The organism is Amycolatopsis deserti (assembly GCF_014653945.1).
GTDB classification, from domain to species: Bacteria; Actinomycetota; Actinomycetes; order Mycobacteriales; family Pseudonocardiaceae; genus Amycolatopsis_E; species Amycolatopsis_E deserti.
Map to the genome: position 1 here is coordinate 61,777 of NZ_BNAU01000009.1, position 15,293 is coordinate 77,069.

A 15,293-nucleotide genomic window follows, 5' to 3' on the forward strand; every position below is an offset into this window, starting at 1 on the left:
GGCGGGCTTAGCTGGTGCGCGGCTGGGCGGTGGGCTCTCCCATCCCGGCCAGTGTCTTCTGCGCGATGGCGAACGCCTCGTTGGCCGCCGGCACCCCCGCGTACACCCCGGTGTGCAGCAGCACCTCGCCGATCTCGTCGGCGGTCAGGCCGTTGCCGACCGCGGCGCGGACGTGCATCGCGATCTCGCCGTGGCAGTGCAGCGCGGTCAGCACGGCCAGCGTGACGCAGCTGCGGGTCTTGCGGTCCAGCCCGTCGCGCGTCCAGATCGAGCCCCACGCGGCGCGCGTGATGTAGTCCTGGAACTTCTGCGTGAACTCGGTCGCGTTGGCGGTGGCGCGGTCGACGTGCGCGTCGCCCAGCACCTCGCGCCGGACCCGCATGCCCGCGTCGTACAGCTCGTCGCTCATCGCGTCCCCTTCAGGTGCTCCAGGACCAGCTCGGTGAACTTGTCCGCCTGCTCGTAGCTGCCCAGATGGGCGGCGTGGCCGAGGACCTCGAACCGCGCGCCCGGGACCGCCTCGGCGATGGCCTGCCCGTGCGAGGGCGGCAGGGCGGCGTCGTCGGCGCCGGAAATCACCAGCGTCGGCGCGGTGATCGCGGCCAGCCCGGCGGTCAGGTCGAGCCCGGCGATGGCCTCGCAGCAGGACGCGTACCCCTCGGCGGGGGTCGTCGCGGTCATCTGCCGCAGCTCCTCGGCCAGTTCCGGATGAGCGGCGATCCAGTCCGGCGTGAACCAGCGGCCGATGCTGCCCGCGGCGATCTGGTCCATGCCCTCGGCCCGGACCTGCTTCGCGCGCCCGGTCCACATGTCGACGTTGCCCGGCTTGACCGAGGTGAACGTCAACGCCAGCGACCGGATCCGCTCCGGCGCGTGCTGCCCGAGCCAGGCGCCGGTCATGCCACCCAGCGACAACCCGACGAAGTGCGCGGCCTCCACCCCGAGCGTGTCGAGCAGCTCGACCACGTCGCCACCGAGGTCGGCGATCGAGTAGGGACCCGGCGGCACCGGCGACTGCCCGTGGCCGCGGGTGTCGTAGCGGACGACGCGGAAACCGTTGTCCGTCAACGGCTTCACCTGCGGCTCCCACATGCGCAGGTTGCTGCCGATGGAATTGCTCAGAACGACGACGTCACCATCGCCCGCGGTCTCGTAGTGGACCTTCACGAAGTTCCCTTCCGCTTCTCCAGCACCCGTTCGACGAAGACGCGCGCGCTCCCCAGGTAACCGGCCGGGTCCAGCAGCTCGCCGATGCGCTCCCGAGTCAGGTGCTTGCCCACCAGGGCGTCCTCGGCGAGCAGGTCGGCCAGCTCGCCCTCACCGGCCAGCGCGCGGCGAGTGCACGCGCTCACCGCGTCGTGCGCTTCGAGCCGCCCGGTCGAGGCCGCCAGCGCGGTCGTTACCCGCTCGGACAGCAGCGCGCCGCGCGTGATGTCCAGGTTCGCGCGCATCCGGTCCGCGTCCACCTGCAGCCGGTCCAGGCTCGTGCGCAGCCAGTGCACCGCGGATCCGGTGCTGCGGAACAGTTCCGTGAGCGGCCGCCACTCGGCGTGCCACGAACCTGCGGCGCGCTGGTGCTCCTGCGCCATCGCCCCGAGCAGGGTCGCGACCAGCCCGGGCGCCTGCTGCGCGGCCGCGTTCGCCGCCACCGCGGCGACCGGGTTCCGCTTGTGCGGCATGGTCGACGAGCCGCCGCTGCCCTCGGCGACCTCGGCGATCTCCCCGACCTCGGTCTGCGCCAGCAGCACCAGCGACCGGGAGATCCCGGCGACCACGCCGGACAGCGCGCCGAGCGCACCGGCCAGCTCGGCGATCCGGGTGCGTTCGGTGTGCCACGGCAACGCGGGTTCATCGAGCCCGAGACGGCGGGCGAAGGCGGCCAACACCGCCGGCCCCTGGGCGCCCAGCGAAGCCAGCGTGCCGGTCGCCCCGCCGAGCTGCACCGCGAACCGCTGCGCGCGCAACCGGTCCGCGGCCGCGTCCAGCCCGGAGAGCCAGCCCGCGACCTGGAACCCGAACGTCACCGGCAGCGCCTGCTGCAGCAACGTCCGTCCCGCTTGGACAGTCCCGGCGTGCTCCCGCGCCAGCTCGGCGAGCCGGTCCGCGCACGCCGCCACCTCGGTGAGCAGCACTTCCGAAGCACGCGCGGACACCAGCATCGCGGCGGTGTCCACAATGTCCTGACTGGTGGCGCCGAGGTGCACGACCCGCCCGGCCTCGCCGCCCACCTGAGCGGTCAGCTCCCGCACGAGCGGCGCGGCGGGGTTGCCCACGCCGACGGACTTCTCCCCGATCGCGGCGGCGTCGAACCGGCCGTCCCGCGCCACCGCGGCGATCCGGTCCGCGTGCTCGCGCGGGATCACCCCCGCGTCCGCCTCCGCCCCGGCCAGCGCCGCCTCCGCGTCGAGCAGGGCGCGCAGCCACGCCGCGTCGGAGACTTCGGCACGCACCGGCCCGGCGGCCAGCATCGGGTCGAACAGGTCAGACATCGAAGAACACTGTCTCAGCCTCACCCTGCAGGCGCACGTCGAAGCGGTACCCGTCGTCGGTCTTGGCCGCGATCAGCGTGCCGCGCCGGTCTTCCGGCACCGAGTTCAGCACCGGGTCGGCGGCGTTGGCCTCGGTGTTCTCCGGGAAGTAGATGCGCGTGACGACCCGGTGCAGCAGCCCGCGCGCGAACACCGACACGTCGATGTGCGGGGCCTGCGTCGCGCCGTCCTCGCCCGGGATCGCGCCCGGCAGCAGGGTCAGGATCTCATAGCTGCCGTCCGGTTTCGTCGGACAGCGGCCGAAACCGCGAAACCCGGGCACCCGGCCGCGCGGGTCGTCCGGGTGGTCGAAGCGGCCCTGCGGATCGGCCTGCCAGGTCTCGACCATGGCGTCCGGGACCGGGTTTCCCTCGCCGTCGCTGACCACGCCGCGGATCCACACCGCACCCGGTGTGCCCTCCGGCACCACCGTCGGGCCGTCCTCCCAGGGCAGGCCGATCGCGAGGTAGGGGCCGACGGTCTGCGAAGGGGTCGTCATTCGTCTTCCTCTTCCTCGTTCTCGAACACCGACTGCTCGCGCCCGCGCACCACGATGTCGAACTCGAAGGCCAGCGCCCAGTGGTCGGTGGTGCGGCTGTAGTCGAACCGCGAGATCATCCGCTGCCGCGCCTTCTCGTCCGGGATGGAGTTGAAGATCGGGTCCTGGAAGAACAGCGGGTCGTCCGGGAAGTACATCTGGGTCACCAGGCGTTGCGTGAACGCCTGCCCGAACACCGAGAAGTGGATGTGCGCGGGCCGCCAGGCGTTGTCGTGGTTCTTCCACGGGTAGGCGCCCGGCTTGATGGTGGTGAACTCGTACCGGCCCTCCGAATCGGTGATCGTCCGGCCGACGCCGTCGAAGTTCGGGTCCAGCGGGGCCGGCCAGTTGTCGCCGATGTGCCGGTAGCGGCCGCCCGCGTTGGCCTGCCAGATCTCGATCAGCGAGTTCGGGATGCCCCGGCCGTCGCCGTCGAGGAGGCGGCCGTGCACCAGGATGCGCTGGCCCTGCGGCTCCTCGGCGTGCTGGCGGGTCAGGTCGTTGTCGAACTCGCCGAGGCGGCCCGGGCCGAGCAGCGGGCCGGTCACCTCGGTGAGCATCTGCGGCAGCAGAACGAGGGGCTGCTTCGGGTGCCGCAAGGCCGTCGACCGGTAGCCGGGCGAGTCCAGCGGCGGGTGCGTGCCCTCCGGGTCCCGCCGGTAGCGCGGCAGGATCAGCTTGTCACTCGTCGGTGCTGCCATAGCACGTTTTCCTTTCTCCTCACGCTTCCAGCACGACCGCGAGCCCCTGGCCCACGCCGATGCAGATGGCCGCCAGGCCGTAACCGCCGCCGCGGCGGCGCAGCTCGTACGCCAGCGACGCGAGAATGCGGCCGCCCGAGGCGCCCAGCGGGTGCCCGATGGCGATCGCGCCGCCGTTGACGTTCACGATCGACGGGTCGAGCTTGGGCCAGTCGGCGAAGCAGGACAGGCACTGCGCGGCGAACGCCTCGTTCAGCTCGACCGCGGCCAGCTGCTCCCAGCCGATCCCGGCGCGCTCCAGCGCGATCTCCGCCGCCCGCACCGGGCCGATGCCGAACACGTCCGGGTCCACACCCGCCGCGCCGCGCCCGGCGATGCGCGCCAGCGGCGTCTTGCCGAGCCGGTCGGCCGCCGCCTGGTCGCCCAGCAGGACGGCGGAGGCGCCGTCGTTGAGCGGGGAGGCGTTGCCGGCGGTGATGGTGCCGTTCTTGCGGAACGCGGGCTTGAGCTTGCCCAGCTTCTCCAGTGACGAGTCGGCGCGGATGCCCTCGTCGCGGGTCAGGTCGGTGCCGGGGACGGGCACCACGTGGTCGTCGTAGAAGCCCGCGTCCCACGCCTTCGCGGCGTTCTGGTGGCTGCGCAGGGCGAACTCGTCCTGCGCCTCGCGGCTGATGCCGTACTTCTCGGCCAGCCGCTCGGTGCTCTCGCCCAGCGAGATCGTCCACTGCTCGGGCATCGCCGGGTTGACCATGCGCCAGCCCAGGGTGCTCGAGTGCAGCGTCTGTGCCGCCGGGGAGTACGCCTTCTCCGGCTTGAGCAGGATCATCGGCGCGCGGGTCATCGACTCCACGCCACCCGCGACGACCAGGGAGGCGTCACCGGTGGCGATGGTGCGGCTGGCCTGCATGACGGCGTCCAGGCCGGAGCCGCACAGCCGGTTCACCGTGGTGCCGGGCACCGACGTCGGCCAGCCGGCCAGCAGGGCGGCCATGCGCGCCACGTTGCGGTTGTCCTCCCCGGCCTGGTTGGCGTCGCCGAGCACGACCTCGTCGACCGTGCCGGGGTCGAGGTCGTTGCGGGCGGCCAGCTCACGCAGCACGTGCGCGGCGAGGTCGTCGGGACGGACCCCGGCCAGCGCGCCGCCGTAGCGGCCGAACGGGGTCCGGATCGCGTCGAGAACGTATGCCTCAGTCATTTGGCCGCCTTCAGCTCGCGCAGGGCCTTCAGCTCAGCCTCGGTGGGCGGGGGCGTGGTCTCCAGCTCCGGGGCGACCTTGAGGTCCCAGCCGGTCGCCTCCTTGACCTGCTCGACCGTGACGCCCTCGTGGACCTGGGTCAGCACCAGCTCGGCGGTCTCCGGGTCCGGGCGCATCACGCCGAGGTCGGTGATCACCAGGGTCGGGCCGGCGCCGGGCAGGCCCAGCTTCTCCCGCTCGCCCTTGCCGCGGCCGTGGCCGAAGGAGGTGATGAAGTCGACCTGCTCGACGAAGCTGCGCTTGCTCTGCCGCACCACGACGTAGACCTCGTGGCAGTTCGCGGCGATCTCCGGCGCGCCACCCGCGCCGGGCAGCCGGACCTTCGGGTCGGCGTAGTCGGTGCCGATGACGGTGGTGTTGATGTTGCCGAACTTGTCCAGCTGGGCCGCGCCGAGGAAGCCGACGTCGATCCGGCCGGGCTGCAGCCAGTAGTTGAACACCTCGGGCACGCTGATCACGGCGTCGGCGGTGTCGGCGAGGATGCCGTCGCCGATGGACGCGGGCAGCCGGGTCGGCTTCGAGCCGAGCGTGCCCGACTCGTAGATGAGCACGAGGTCCTCGGCGTGGGTGCGGCGCGCGAGATTGGCCGCCGTGGAGGGCAGGCCGATGCCGACGAACACCCGCTGGCCACCGGTGAGGGCCCGGGCCGCGGCGACCGACATCATCTCGTCGGACGTGTACGTCCGCTCGACCGTCGCTGTCACTGGGCCACCTCCACGCCGAACACCTTCTCGTCCAGCCAGCGCTGGAACGAGTCCCTCTCCCGCCCAATGGAATCCCAATACGCGTAATACTCGTTGTCGCGCTCCGAGTACCCGGCCGCGTAGGACGGATGCGCCCCGTTCGGGACCTCCGCGACCGCCGTGACCGCCCAGGTCGGCAGGATGACCTGGCCGGGCATCGGGGTGAGCTCGTCGACGATCTCCTCGACCGTGACCAGGCTGCGCTTGGCGGCCAGCACCGCCTCCTTCTGCACCCCGACCAGGCCCCACATCTGCACGTTGCCCGCGCGGTCGGCCCGCTGCGCGTGGATGATCGAGACGTCCGGGTTGATGGCCGGCACCGCGGCCAGCTCCTCACCGGTGAACGGGCAGGTGATCGTCTTGATCGTGTCGGTGTGCTTGGGCAGGTCCGTGCCGCGGTAGCCGCGCAGCACCGCGAACGGCAGCCCGGAAGCGCCGGCGACGTAGCGGTTGGCCATGCCGGCGTGGCTGTGCTCCTCGATCTCCAGCGGCACCGGCCAGGAGTTCTGCACCGCGTCGCGGAAGCGGTGCAGCGATCCCACGCCCGGGTTCCCGCCCCAGGAGAAGATCAGCTTTTTCGCGCACCCGGCGCCGATGAGCTGGTCGTAGACGATGTCCGGCGTCATCCGCACCAGCGTCAGGTCCTTGCGCCGCTGGCGGATGATCTCCTGCCCCGCCGCGTGCGGGATCAGATGGGTGAATCCTTCGAGGGCGACCGTGTCCCCGTCGTGCACCAGCTGGGCGACGGCGTCACGGAGCGACGTTATCTCGGCCATTGAGCTGCTTCCGTTCGCATTCCGCACACAAGTTCTGCATATGAACATAGCTGGCCGTCCGAAGCCGCGCAAGGAAGGCTGGACGCATGAGCGGACCCGAAATCGACCCGGTGACGGCCGAGAGCGAGCAGCAGGACGCCGACATCGGCGCCGAGCACACCGAACCCACCTACCGCGACCAGGACCCCGAGGTCGGCACGGACGAGGCCGAGCCGGCTGGCGAGGGCGGCCCGGGAGGCATGGACCCCGAATAGCGCGGACGGCCGCCGATCCTGGGAAGCTGGGCCCATGCGAATCGTGGTGACGCGGCGGGTTCCGGAAGCGGCGATGGTGGTGCTGCGCGAAGCGGGCGAGGTCTGGGTATCCGGCGAGGACCGCCCGCTCAGCCCCGACGAGCTGCGGGACGCGGTGCGCGGCGCGGACGCCGTGGTGTCCATGCTGCACGACCGCATCGACGGCGCGGTGGCCGACGCGGCCGGGCCGCAGCTGAAGGTCGTGGCCAACGTCGCGGTCGGCTACGACAACATCGACGTGCCCGCGCTCACGTCCCGAGGCGTGGCCGTCACCAACACGCCCGGCGTGCTCACCGATGCGACCGCGGACCTCGCGTTCGGCCTGCTGCTCGCGGTGACGCGGCGCATCGGCGAGGGCGAGCGGCTGCTGCGGGCACGCCAGCCGTGGTCGTTCCACCTGGGCTTCATGCTCGGATCCGGGCTGCAGGGCAAGACACTGGGGATCGTCGGGCTGGGCCAGATCGGGCAGGCGATGGCGCACCGGGCGCGGGCGTTCGGCATGCGGATCGTCTACAGCGGACGGTCGCGGGCCCGGCCGGAGGTGGAGTCGGCCCTGCACGCCGAGCACCTGCCGTTCCCAGAGCTGCTGACCACCGCCGACGTGGTGTCATTGCACTGTCCGCTGACGCCCGAGACGCGGCACCTGATCGACGCCGAGGCGCTGGGCGCGATGAAGCACAGCGCTTTCCTGATCAACACCACGCGCGGGCCGGTCGTGGACGAGGCCGCGCTGGCCGACGCGCTGCTGCGGCGCGAGATCGCCGGCGCCGGGCTGGACGTGTTCGAGAAGGAGCCGGAGGTCGAGCCGCGGCTGCTGGAGATGGACAACGTGGTCGTGACGCCGCACCTGGGGTCGGCGACCGTGGAGACGCGGACGGAAATGGCGCTGCTGGCGGCGCGCAACGTGGAAGCGGTGCTCGCCGGCGAGGGGGCCATTAATGAGGTGCGTCCGGCCGGGGCGGGCTCCTAGTCTTCGCGGCGTGCGACTGAACGGACAGGTCCTGATTCTCGACGCCGACGACACGTTGTGGGAGAACAACGTCGTCTTCGAGCGGGTCATCGACGACTACCTGGACTGGATCGCGCATCCCACGCTGGACCGCGCCGCGGTGCGCGGCATCCTGGACGACATCGAACGGGCGAACGCGGTCACCCACGGCTACGGGACGAAGGTGTTCCTGCAGAGCCTGGCGGAGTGTTTCGAGAAGCTGCGGGAGCGGCCCGCGACCGCCGCTGAACGCGATCGGATCGAGGAGCTGGCGTCAGCGCTGATCCACCACGAGGTGGAGCTGATCCCCGGCGTCGCCGAGACGCTCGACGAGCTGGGCTCGCGGCACGAGCTGATGCTGCTGACCAAGGGTGACCGGGAGGAGCAGCAGCGCAAGATCGACGCCTCCGGGGTGGCGCACCACTTCCGCGAGGTGCACATCGTGCCGGAGAAGCACGTCGAGGTGTACCGCGGCCTGGCGGCGGCGCGGATGCTCGCCCCGGAGTCGACGTGGATGATCGGCAACTCGCCGAAGTCGGACATCCGCCCGGCCCGTGCGGCGGGGATGAACGCGGTGTTCATCCCGAACGCGCACACGTGGGTGCTGGAACACGACGAACTGGACGAGGCCGACGAGCGGGTGCTGAAGCTCGGCTCGTTCCGCGAGCTGGTGCAGCACTTCTGAAGCCTGCTCGGCCTCGCCGAGGTGCCGGGCACAGTGGCACAGAGCGTGGAGACCCACCCGGGAGTCGAACCCGGAAACTGGACGGCTTTGCAGGCCGCCACACGACCGTCGTGACGTGGGTCGGGTCGGGGGCGCCGGTGGCGCCTGGTGGTCGCGCGTCCTGGTGTCGATCCAGGCGCCCCGGAGTCATGAGTTCCGGGTGGCCGCCGGGCCTCGGGGTCGGGTCTTGCAAGGATCGCCGGGTGTCGACGCGTCCCCCGGCCGCCTCGGCCTAGCGCCGAGGCGCAACTCCCCCGCCAGGTCTCGAACCTGGCACCTGCCGATCAACAGTCACCTCGGGGGAATGCGGTGCCCCTTCCAGGATTCGAACCTGGACTGGACGCGTTCTCGAACCCCGTGCACCCTGGATTTCATCCAGGCGCACCACTGGTCGAGTCAACAACCAGGTCGGGGCTGAAGCACCGCACCCGAGGGCTCCGGCCCGTCACCCCTCGCGAGCCCGGCGGCGAGCCGGGACCCGGCAACGTGGCGCGTGCGGGACGCGAACCCGCGTCCCCCAGGTGAGAGCCGGGGATCCATACCAACTGGGCCAACGCGCCATACCCCCGCCCGTGCCGGCTCGGGGCGGGGCCGGTCGCGCCACCGGCCAGCACCCCTGCCAGGAATCGAACCTGGGACCTCCGCGTTCGTAGCGGCGCTCTGTCCTACTGAGCTACAGGGGTCCGACGGCCCGGCCACGCACCTACCGCGGGCGACCGCAGCGAGCGAAGGAAAAAGTCTGTCCACGGTGTAGGTGTCAAAGAACCACGCCGCATTGAAAAATGGGCGGCGTTCAGCACCGACGTGAGAACCGGTTTTGGCTTCCACCAGCTCGCCGATTCACAAATCCACTGCCAGAGGCGCGCGAAAAAGCACCAGCGACGTCAACGCTGTTGTTTCGACGCGTCCCGGCCGGCCGCAATTCGGTCAACGGCGCACCCGGTACCGCAGGTGAAGCACCCGGTTGCCCTGAATCACCACGTCGGGATCCTCCAACAGGTGCTGCGCGTGAACCGACCCGAAGTAGCGCTTGCCGGACCCGAACACGACGGGCACGACGTCCATGCGCACCTCGTCGACCAGGCCCGCGGCGAGCACCTGGCCACCGACGTCGCCGGCGGCGACCTCGACGATGCGCTCGCCCGCGAGCTCCTGCGCCTTCGCCACGGCCGCCTCGACGCCGTCGACGAAGTGGAACGGCGCCTCGGGGTCCCAGCCCTCGGGCGCCGGCCGGTGCGTCACGACGACCACGTGGTCGATCCCGCCCGGAGGCTTGCCGTCCCAGCCGCCCGTCAGGTCGAAGACGTGGCGGCCGGCGATCGTCACCCCGATCTGGTCCCAGTACGGCCGGGTGTAGTCGTAGGAGGTCTGCGACACCTTCACCTGGCCGCTGTCGTCCAACGGGACGTCACCGCTGGTCAACCAGTCGAACAGCGGTCCGGGCTGGTCGGTCTCGTCCGCGATGAAGCCGTCCACCGACACCGAGCTGTACATGACCACCTTGCCCACGGGGCCCTCCTCTGCTTCGGGGTGGCCCAAGTTAGCGTGCCGTGGACCGCCGGTCTTGTAAGAAATCAATCGGCCGGCAGCGGCCAGCTGTCCAGCACGTGGCCGGGGTGTTCGCGCAGGAACCGCCGCCGGACTTCGACGTACCGGGTCGGTGTGAGCCCGGTGAACGCCCGGAACTCGTGGCCGAAGTGGGCCTGGTCGAAGTAGCCCGCGCGGGCGGCGAGCTCGCCCCAGTCGACCGGTCCCGCGGGGTCGATCGCGAACACGGTGGCGGCGAAGCGCTGGGCGCGGGCGAACCGCTTCGGCGTGACGCCGATGAGCTCCTTGAACCGCCGTGCGAGATGAGTGCTGCTCACACCGGCCGCCGCGCTCAGGTCGCCGATCGCTACCGTCCCGCCGGTCGCCGCGATGACGCTGCTCGTGTGGCGGACCAGCCCCAGGCCGGCGGTCTCGCGCAGTCGCCGCATCAGCTCCTCCTCGAGCAGCGTCAGCATCTCGTGCGGCCCGTCCGCCGTGCCCAGCCGGTCTCGCAGCTCTGCGATGGCCGGCCGGCCCCAAATCTGCTCGACCGTCACGGGCCGGTCACGCAGCTCGGCCGCGGGCATCGGCAGGAACGGCGCCAGCCCCCACGGCTTGAAGTGCACGCCGACGGACCGGGTCCGGAGCGGGTAGCCGAACTCCAGCGCGCGGGTGGGCATGGTGACCACGCAGCCGTCGGCGTACTCGGCCGTCTCGATGTCGGTGGCGGCGCGGATGCGGAACGGCGCCCCGAGGTTGACGATGAGCAGCGCCGACGGACCCGGTGGCAGCGTCAGCCGGGCGTAGGGCGGCGCACCCTCCAGGTGGTAGAGGTCGTCGATCAGCCCGTCCAGCGGCGGTCGCGGCACTCTGGACACGTACTCCACGCCCAACAGCATCGCCGACGCGGCCGCGTGGTGCCACGCGCCCGGCGAGGCGCCGGAAAACGCAGCGAGGGAGGGCGCCGCGCGGGCGCCCTCCCTCGGCTGAAGTCCCGGTTTCTACAGGCCCGGCTGCTGCGCGTCCGCCTGGGGCAGGACCGCGAAGTTCAGCTGCCCCTGCTCGTCCTGCTGGACGTCGAGCACCTTGTCGTCCAGGAAGATCGCGGCCTGCGGCTCCAGGAACACCTTCGCGCCCCCGTCCGCGCCCACTACCTGGTCCCCGTCCTCCGGAGCCGGTGCCACGGACAGCGCCAGCTGGGCGCCGCTGTCCTGCTGGGCCTGCACGGCGAAGCGCAGGCCACCACTGTCGGTCTGGCCCTCCTGTGCCGTCAGGGCGCTGATGGCCTCGGCGGCGGCATCGGTCAAAGCGAGCATCGTGTCAGTCCCTTCGCGTCACGTGCACTCGTACCTCCGACCGTAGGGGCACGCTTCCGGGCACGCTGTCCAGCACCCGCCGTCATCGCCGATCACCGTGGGTTTCACCAGGTCAGCAGAGATGTGACGGCCGTCACACCGGGTCTTCGTCCGGTGGCGTCCGGATCGCGTCGGGCACCGAGCCCGGCGGGTTGTCCGCCTTCTGGTCCACCGCGTCGCCGAGGTTCTGCCCCGGATCGGCGGCGAAATCGGCGCGGACGCCGGTCTCGTCGGCAGGCACGTCCTCCGGCTGGACGTCCGGGCGCTCCTGCGCCAGCCGCCCGTCGAGGCTCTCACCCTCGCGCTCCTCGTTCGGCGTCGTGCCGAACCGGTCGGAGGCCATGTACCGCTCCGGCGGCTCGACGCCCTCCTCGAGCGGGTCGACGCGCAACCGGTCCTCGTCGAGGTCCTCCGCGCTGCTCAGCGCGGCCGGATCGCTCTCCACCGCGTCGGGGACGGGATGGCCATGAGCCTCACTCATCGGTCCTCCTCACCTGCTGGTCCTAGCGGTGGCGATACCCGAGCGGCAGAACGGGCAAACCCGAGATCAAGCTCACGTGCTTGTAGAGTACAAATAATTGCTGAGCATAGGTAAGTTCTGAAGTATGACCGCGACGTGGATCAGCGGGCCGGTGGCTCGGGAGGCACCCGCCGCACCCCGCCCGGCCGAGCACCACGCGGTCGCCTGGTACGTCGTCGCCGGGATGCTCACGACCGGCCTGCAGGAAGTGCTCTTCCTCGGCACGCGCCCGCTGCTGGGCGCGCTGGCCGCCAACACGCTGGCCATCGCGCTGACCACGGTCGCCAACACCGAGTTCCAGCGGCGCGTAACTTTCGCCGGCCGTCCCGCGTCACTCGTTCGGTTGCACCTGCAGTCGGTGGGGACATTCGCCTTCTACGCGGGTTACGGCTCGCTCGTGCTGTTGTCGTTACACCTGTTCACCCCGAACCCGTCGGCCACGCTGCAGGCGGTGACGCTGGCGGTGGCGAGCGGTCTCGGCGGCATCATCCGATTCGCCTTACTGCACTGGTGGGTCTTCGCGAAGCGGTGACCTGCGTGTTGTCACACCGCCAAGTGGTGTGTCACTTTTGCGCTTGCCTGTTCGTCGGTGCTCGGTTCACGCGCCTGGAGAACTCGATCGAGCGGGCTGTTGCTGCGAATGGGGTATGTCTAGTTGAATTCTGGACTGCCGGGCGGCCACCACTTACGATTACGCACAGTCGCATCGGTGACGGGTCGGCAGGGACCTAGAGGGAGTACCCGTTCACCGAGAGTAACACGAAACGCGGGCCCCCGACGGCGACCGGTCGACGGGTCATCGTTGTTGTCGTTGGGGAGTCGACCATGCGAACGAGTGTCCCGCCAAGCACTACCGCCGTCAGAACCGAGCCCGAGGCGCCGGGGCTGACACCCCAGGCCTTTCCTCGGGCATCACAGCGGCTCACGAAAGAAGAGCTCGACCCGGTGGTCCGCGAGGCGGCCACGGGTGAGCCCGGAGCCGTGGACCGCCTGATCCAGATGATCACCCCGGTCGCCGTCCGCTACTGCCGCGCCCGGCTCGGTGGCCGCGATCTGTCCTACCTGTCCGCGGACGACGTCGCGCAGGAGGTCTGCCTGGCCGTGCTGCACGCGTTGCCGCAGTACCAGGACCGCGGAGGATCGTTCCTCTACCTGGTGCACGCCATCGCGTCGAACAAGGTCGCCGACGCCTACCGCCTGGTCTCCCGGGACCGGTCGGATCCGGTGGCCGAGCTGCCGGAACGCCCGCTGGCCGACAACGAGCCGGAAAAGCACGCGCTCGACGTCGACCTCGGCGACCGGCTGACCAAGCTGCTCGCCACGCTGCCCCAGCTGCAGCAGGAGATCCTGACGCTGCGGATCGCGGTGGGCCTGTCCGCGAACGAGACGGCCGAGGCGCTGGGCATCTCGGCCGGCAACGTCCGCGTCACGCAGCACCGCGCGCTGGGCAAGCTGCGGGCGTTGATCACCCGCGAGGGTGACCTGCTCGACTAGCCGCCGTAGGCCTGGTTCAGGGCGGGCAGCAGTTCGTTCGACGCGAACTCGAAGAACCCGTCCTGGTGCTCGCCGCCGATCTGGACCAGCGCCAGATCGGTGAAGCCGGCGTCGGCGAAGGCCTGCGCGCTCTTCACGATCGGCTCGACGTCCGGGCCGCACGGGATGGACTGCGCGACCTCGTCGGGCGTGATGAACTGCGTCGCGCCGGCGAACCCGGACGTGCCGGGCAGCTCGGCGTTGACCTTCCAGCCGCCGCCGAACCAGCGGAACTGCTCGTGCGCCCGCTGCTTGGCCGCCTCCGGGTCGCGGTCCCAGCACACCGGCAGCTGCGCGTACTTGCGCGCGGTGTCCTGGCCCAGCTGCGCGCGCTCCTCGTCCCACGCGTGCAGCAGCTCGGGCTTCGGCTCGGTGGCGATCAGCGCGTCGGCCACCGGGGCGAAGCGCGACACCGACTGCTTGCCGGACACGGCGACCCCGATCGGGGTGCGCCACTCGGGCAGGTCCCACAGCTTCGCCGAGTCGACCCGGTAGTGCTGACCCGAGTAGTTGACGTACCCGCCGTCGAACAGGTCGCCGATGATCGCCAGCGCCTCGCTGAGCATCTCGTGCCGCACGTTCACCGGCGGCCACCCGCGGCCGACGACGTGCTCGTTCAGGTTCTCGCCCGCACCCAGCCCCAGCGTGAACCGGTCACCCGACAGCAGGGAGATGGTCGCCGCCTTCTGCGCCACCACCGCCGGGTGGTAGCGCATGAGCGGACAGGTCACGAAGCTGAGCAGCTCGACGCGTTCGGTCACCTGGGTGACCGCGCCCAGCACGCTCCAGGCGTACGGGGCATGACCCTGTTCGTCGAGCCAGGGCGAGTAGTGGTCGCTGCACACCTCGAACGCGAACCCCGCCTCCTCGGCGGCCGCCGCGTGCCGGACCAGTTCCCTCGGCCCGGCCTGTTCGGTCATCAGGGTGTAACCGAAACGCACTCCTGCTCCTTCTCAGCGCTCGACAGCAGCTGCTTGCGTCGCGTGATCATCGCCCGGCGCTCGGTCTCGTCGAGCCCGCCCCAGACCCCGAAGGGCTCCTCGGCGGTGAGCGCGTGGTGCCGGCACTCGACGATCACCGGGCAGGACATGCAGATCTGCTTGGCCCGCGCCACCCGGTCCGCCCGCGCGAAGCCGCGCTCGCCATCCGGGTGGAAGAACACCGAGCTGTCCAAGTTCCGGCAGTTGCCGTGCCGCTGCCACTCCCACGTTTCGGCAACAGGCACCGGGAGCCGTGACGTGTCCGCCATCTCGACCTCACCTCCGCGACCATCTCAGTTGCGCGCAGGACTACCCCGGTTTTTCGGCCACTACACCTGTCGGCCGAGCGCCAGCCGCTTCACGAACCAGTGATCGGCGTACAAGCGTTGCTCAGGGGCTTCGATCTCGCGGTAGCCGTGTTTGGCGTAGAGCCCACGAGCCTCCACCAGATCGTGCCGCGTGTCCAGTCGCATCTGGCGGGAACCCAGCCGCTGAGCTGCGGTTTCGGCGGCGCGCAGCAGTTGGTCGCCACCGCCCTGGCCGCGCGCGACGGGAAGGACGAACAGCCGGGTCAGCTCGGTGGTCGTGACGTCGAGCACTCTGATCCCGACGCAGCCGGTCACCGCATCGTGGGACCGGGCGAGGAGGAAGAGCCCGGTGGGCGGGACGAGGTCGTCACTGGGATCGTCGGCCATGGCGGCGTCGAGTTCGGCGTCCGTGGCGGGGCGGCCGTAGTAGCGGCTCGCGACGTCGTCGAAGTAGGCGCGCAGGATCGCCTGCGCGGCGGGGTCGGTCACCGGGACCGGAGCGATCGTCCACACGGGTCCATGCT

The 15,293-nt window shown here is 70.9% G+C and carries 20 protein-coding genes and 3 tRNA genes; 5 read left to right on the forward strand and 18 right to left on the reverse strand.

From position 1 onward, the window contains the following. Positions 1 to 7: 7 nt before the first annotated feature. The 8 genes from pcaC to IE290_RS31230 are packed head-to-tail and all read right to left on the reverse strand — an operon-like array spanning position 8 to position 6,541. Positions 8 to 409 (reverse strand): 4-carboxymuconolactone decarboxylase, encoded by a 402-nt coding sequence (gene pcaC / locus IE290_RS31195; RefSeq protein WP_191248317.1) that lies wholly within the window; start codon positions 407 to 409, stop codon positions 8 to 10. Beyond that, on the reverse strand, positions 406 to 1,167 hold the full coding sequence (pcaD, locus tag IE290_RS31200) for a 3-oxoadipate enol-lactonase (RefSeq protein WP_191248318.1): 762 nt from the start codon (positions 1,165 to 1,167) through the stop codon (positions 406 to 408). Before pcaD ends, pcaC begins: the two co-directional genes overlap by 4 nt. Then, entirely contained in the window at positions 1,164 to 2,489 is a 1,326-nt protein-coding gene (gene pcaB / locus IE290_RS31205; RefSeq protein ID WP_191248319.1) for a 3-carboxy-cis,cis-muconate cycloisomerase, read from the reverse strand. Before pcaB ends, pcaD begins: the two co-directional genes overlap by 4 nt. Then, positions 2,482 to 3,027 (reverse strand): protocatechuate 3,4-dioxygenase subunit alpha, encoded by a 546-nt coding sequence (pcaG, locus tag IE290_RS31210; RefSeq protein WP_191248320.1) that lies wholly within the window; start codon positions 3,025 to 3,027, stop codon positions 2,482 to 2,484. The genes pcaB and pcaG overlap by 8 nt, the downstream gene beginning before the upstream one ends. Next, a complete protein-coding gene (gene pcaH, locus IE290_RS31215) occupies positions 3,024 to 3,767 on the reverse strand; it encodes a protocatechuate 3,4-dioxygenase subunit beta (protein ID WP_191248321.1) in 744 nt (247 codons plus the stop codon). Before pcaH ends, pcaG begins: the two co-directional genes overlap by 4 nt. Positions 3,768 to 3,786: 19 nt before the next feature. After that, complete coding sequence (locus tag IE290_RS31220; protein WP_191248322.1) at positions 3,787 to 4,962, reverse strand: thiolase family protein; 1,176 nt, start codon at positions 4,960 to 4,962, stop codon at positions 3,787 to 3,789. After that, entirely contained in the window at positions 4,959 to 5,687 is a 729-nt protein-coding gene (locus IE290_RS31225) for a CoA-transferase subunit beta (RefSeq protein WP_191248526.1), read from the reverse strand. Before IE290_RS31225 ends, IE290_RS31220 begins: the two co-directional genes overlap by 4 nt. A 35-nt stretch (positions 5,688 to 5,722) precedes the next feature. Further along, on the reverse strand, positions 5,723 to 6,541 hold the full coding sequence (locus IE290_RS31230; protein WP_191248323.1) for a CoA transferase subunit A: 819 nt from the start codon (positions 6,539 to 6,541) through the stop codon (positions 5,723 to 5,725). Positions 6,542 to 6,627: 86 nt separating this feature from the next. On the opposite strand from IE290_RS31230, the gene IE290_RS31235 reads away from it, so the two are divergent. The 3 genes from IE290_RS31235 to IE290_RS31245 are packed head-to-tail and all read left to right on the forward strand — an operon-like array spanning position 6,628 to position 8,507. Beyond that, entirely contained in the window at positions 6,628 to 6,795 is a 168-nt protein-coding gene (locus IE290_RS31235) for a hypothetical protein (protein WP_191248324.1), read from the forward strand. Between the two features lie 34 nt (positions 6,796 to 6,829). Further along, positions 6,830 to 7,804, forward strand: a complete 975-nt coding sequence (locus IE290_RS31240) for a 2-hydroxyacid dehydrogenase (protein WP_191248325.1) — start codon at positions 6,830 to 6,832, stop codon at positions 7,802 to 7,804. A 10-nt stretch (positions 7,805 to 7,814) separates the two neighbouring features. Further along, the gene (locus tag IE290_RS31245; RefSeq protein ID WP_229874833.1) at positions 7,815 to 8,507 is read left to right on the forward strand and encodes an HAD family hydrolase; all 693 of its coding nucleotides are present in this window, start codon (positions 7,815 to 7,817) and stop codon (positions 8,505 to 8,507) included. A 46-nt stretch (positions 8,508 to 8,553) separates the two neighbouring features. Here IE290_RS31245 and IE290_RS31250 read toward each other — a convergent pair. The 7 genes from IE290_RS31250 to IE290_RS31280 all read right to left on the reverse strand — a co-directional run bounded on the left by IE290_RS31250 (position 8,554) and on the right by IE290_RS31280 (position 11,909). Continuing rightward, positions 8,554 to 8,629 (reverse strand) — tRNA-Cys (locus IE290_RS31250). A gap of 404 nt (positions 8,630 to 9,033) precedes the next feature. Further along, positions 9,034 to 9,106: transfer RNA gene (locus tag IE290_RS31255), tRNA-Glu, on the reverse strand. A gap of 51 nt (positions 9,107 to 9,157) precedes the next feature. Beyond that, a tRNA-Arg gene (locus IE290_RS31260) sits at positions 9,158 to 9,229 on the reverse strand. 244 nt (positions 9,230 to 9,473) lie between these two features. Then, positions 9,474 to 10,055, reverse strand: coding sequence for a dihydrofolate reductase family protein (locus IE290_RS31265; RefSeq protein ID WP_191248327.1), 582 nt, complete (start codon positions 10,053 to 10,055; stop codon positions 9,474 to 9,476). Positions 10,056 to 10,120: 65 nt separating this feature from the next. Beyond that, complete coding sequence (locus tag IE290_RS31270) at positions 10,121 to 10,942, reverse strand: AraC family transcriptional regulator (RefSeq protein WP_191248527.1); 822 nt, start codon at positions 10,940 to 10,942, stop codon at positions 10,121 to 10,123. A gap of 132 nt (positions 10,943 to 11,074) precedes the next feature. Next, the gene (locus IE290_RS31275; RefSeq protein WP_191248328.1) at positions 11,075 to 11,389 is read right to left on the reverse strand and encodes a HesB/IscA family protein; all 315 of its coding nucleotides are present in this window, start codon (positions 11,387 to 11,389) and stop codon (positions 11,075 to 11,077) included. Positions 11,390 to 11,522: 133 nt separating this feature from the next. Beyond that, positions 11,523 to 11,909 carry a hypothetical protein gene (locus IE290_RS31280; RefSeq protein ID WP_191248329.1) on the reverse strand — a complete coding sequence of 129 codons (387 nt, stop codon included), beginning with the start codon at positions 11,907 to 11,909 and terminating at the stop codon, positions 11,523 to 11,525. Between the two features lie 124 nt (positions 11,910 to 12,033). On the opposite strand from IE290_RS31280, the gene IE290_RS31285 reads away from it, so the two are divergent. Beyond that, on the forward strand, positions 12,034 to 12,480 hold the full coding sequence (locus IE290_RS31285; RefSeq protein ID WP_191248330.1) for a GtrA domain-containing protein: 447 nt from the start codon (positions 12,034 to 12,036) through the stop codon (positions 12,478 to 12,480). Positions 12,481 to 12,773: 293 nt separating this feature from the next. Continuing rightward, positions 12,774 to 13,442, forward strand: a complete 669-nt coding sequence (gene shbA, locus IE290_RS31290; RefSeq protein ID WP_191248331.1) for an RNA polymerase sigma factor ShbA — start codon at positions 12,774 to 12,776, stop codon at positions 13,440 to 13,442. On the opposite strand, the gene IE290_RS31295 is transcribed toward shbA, so the two are convergent. The 3 genes from IE290_RS31295 to IE290_RS31305 are packed head-to-tail and all read right to left on the reverse strand — an operon-like array spanning position 13,439 to position 15,282. After that, positions 13,439 to 14,422, reverse strand: a complete 984-nt coding sequence (locus IE290_RS31295; protein ID WP_191248332.1) for a TIGR03557 family F420-dependent LLM class oxidoreductase — start codon at positions 14,420 to 14,422, stop codon at positions 13,439 to 13,441. The two genes, shbA and IE290_RS31295, sit on opposite strands and share 4 nt — an antisense overlap. Beyond that, positions 14,401 to 14,730 carry a WhiB family transcriptional regulator gene (locus IE290_RS31300; protein WP_094006271.1) on the reverse strand — a complete coding sequence of 110 codons (330 nt, stop codon included), beginning with the start codon at positions 14,728 to 14,730 and terminating at the stop codon, positions 14,401 to 14,403. Before IE290_RS31300 ends, IE290_RS31295 begins: the two co-directional genes overlap by 22 nt. A gap of 60 nt (positions 14,731 to 14,790) precedes the next feature. Continuing rightward, on the reverse strand, positions 14,791 to 15,282 hold the full coding sequence (locus IE290_RS31305; RefSeq protein ID WP_191248333.1) for a GNAT family N-acetyltransferase: 492 nt from the start codon (positions 15,280 to 15,282) through the stop codon (positions 14,791 to 14,793). Between the last annotated feature and the right edge of the window lie 11 nt (positions 15,283 to 15,293).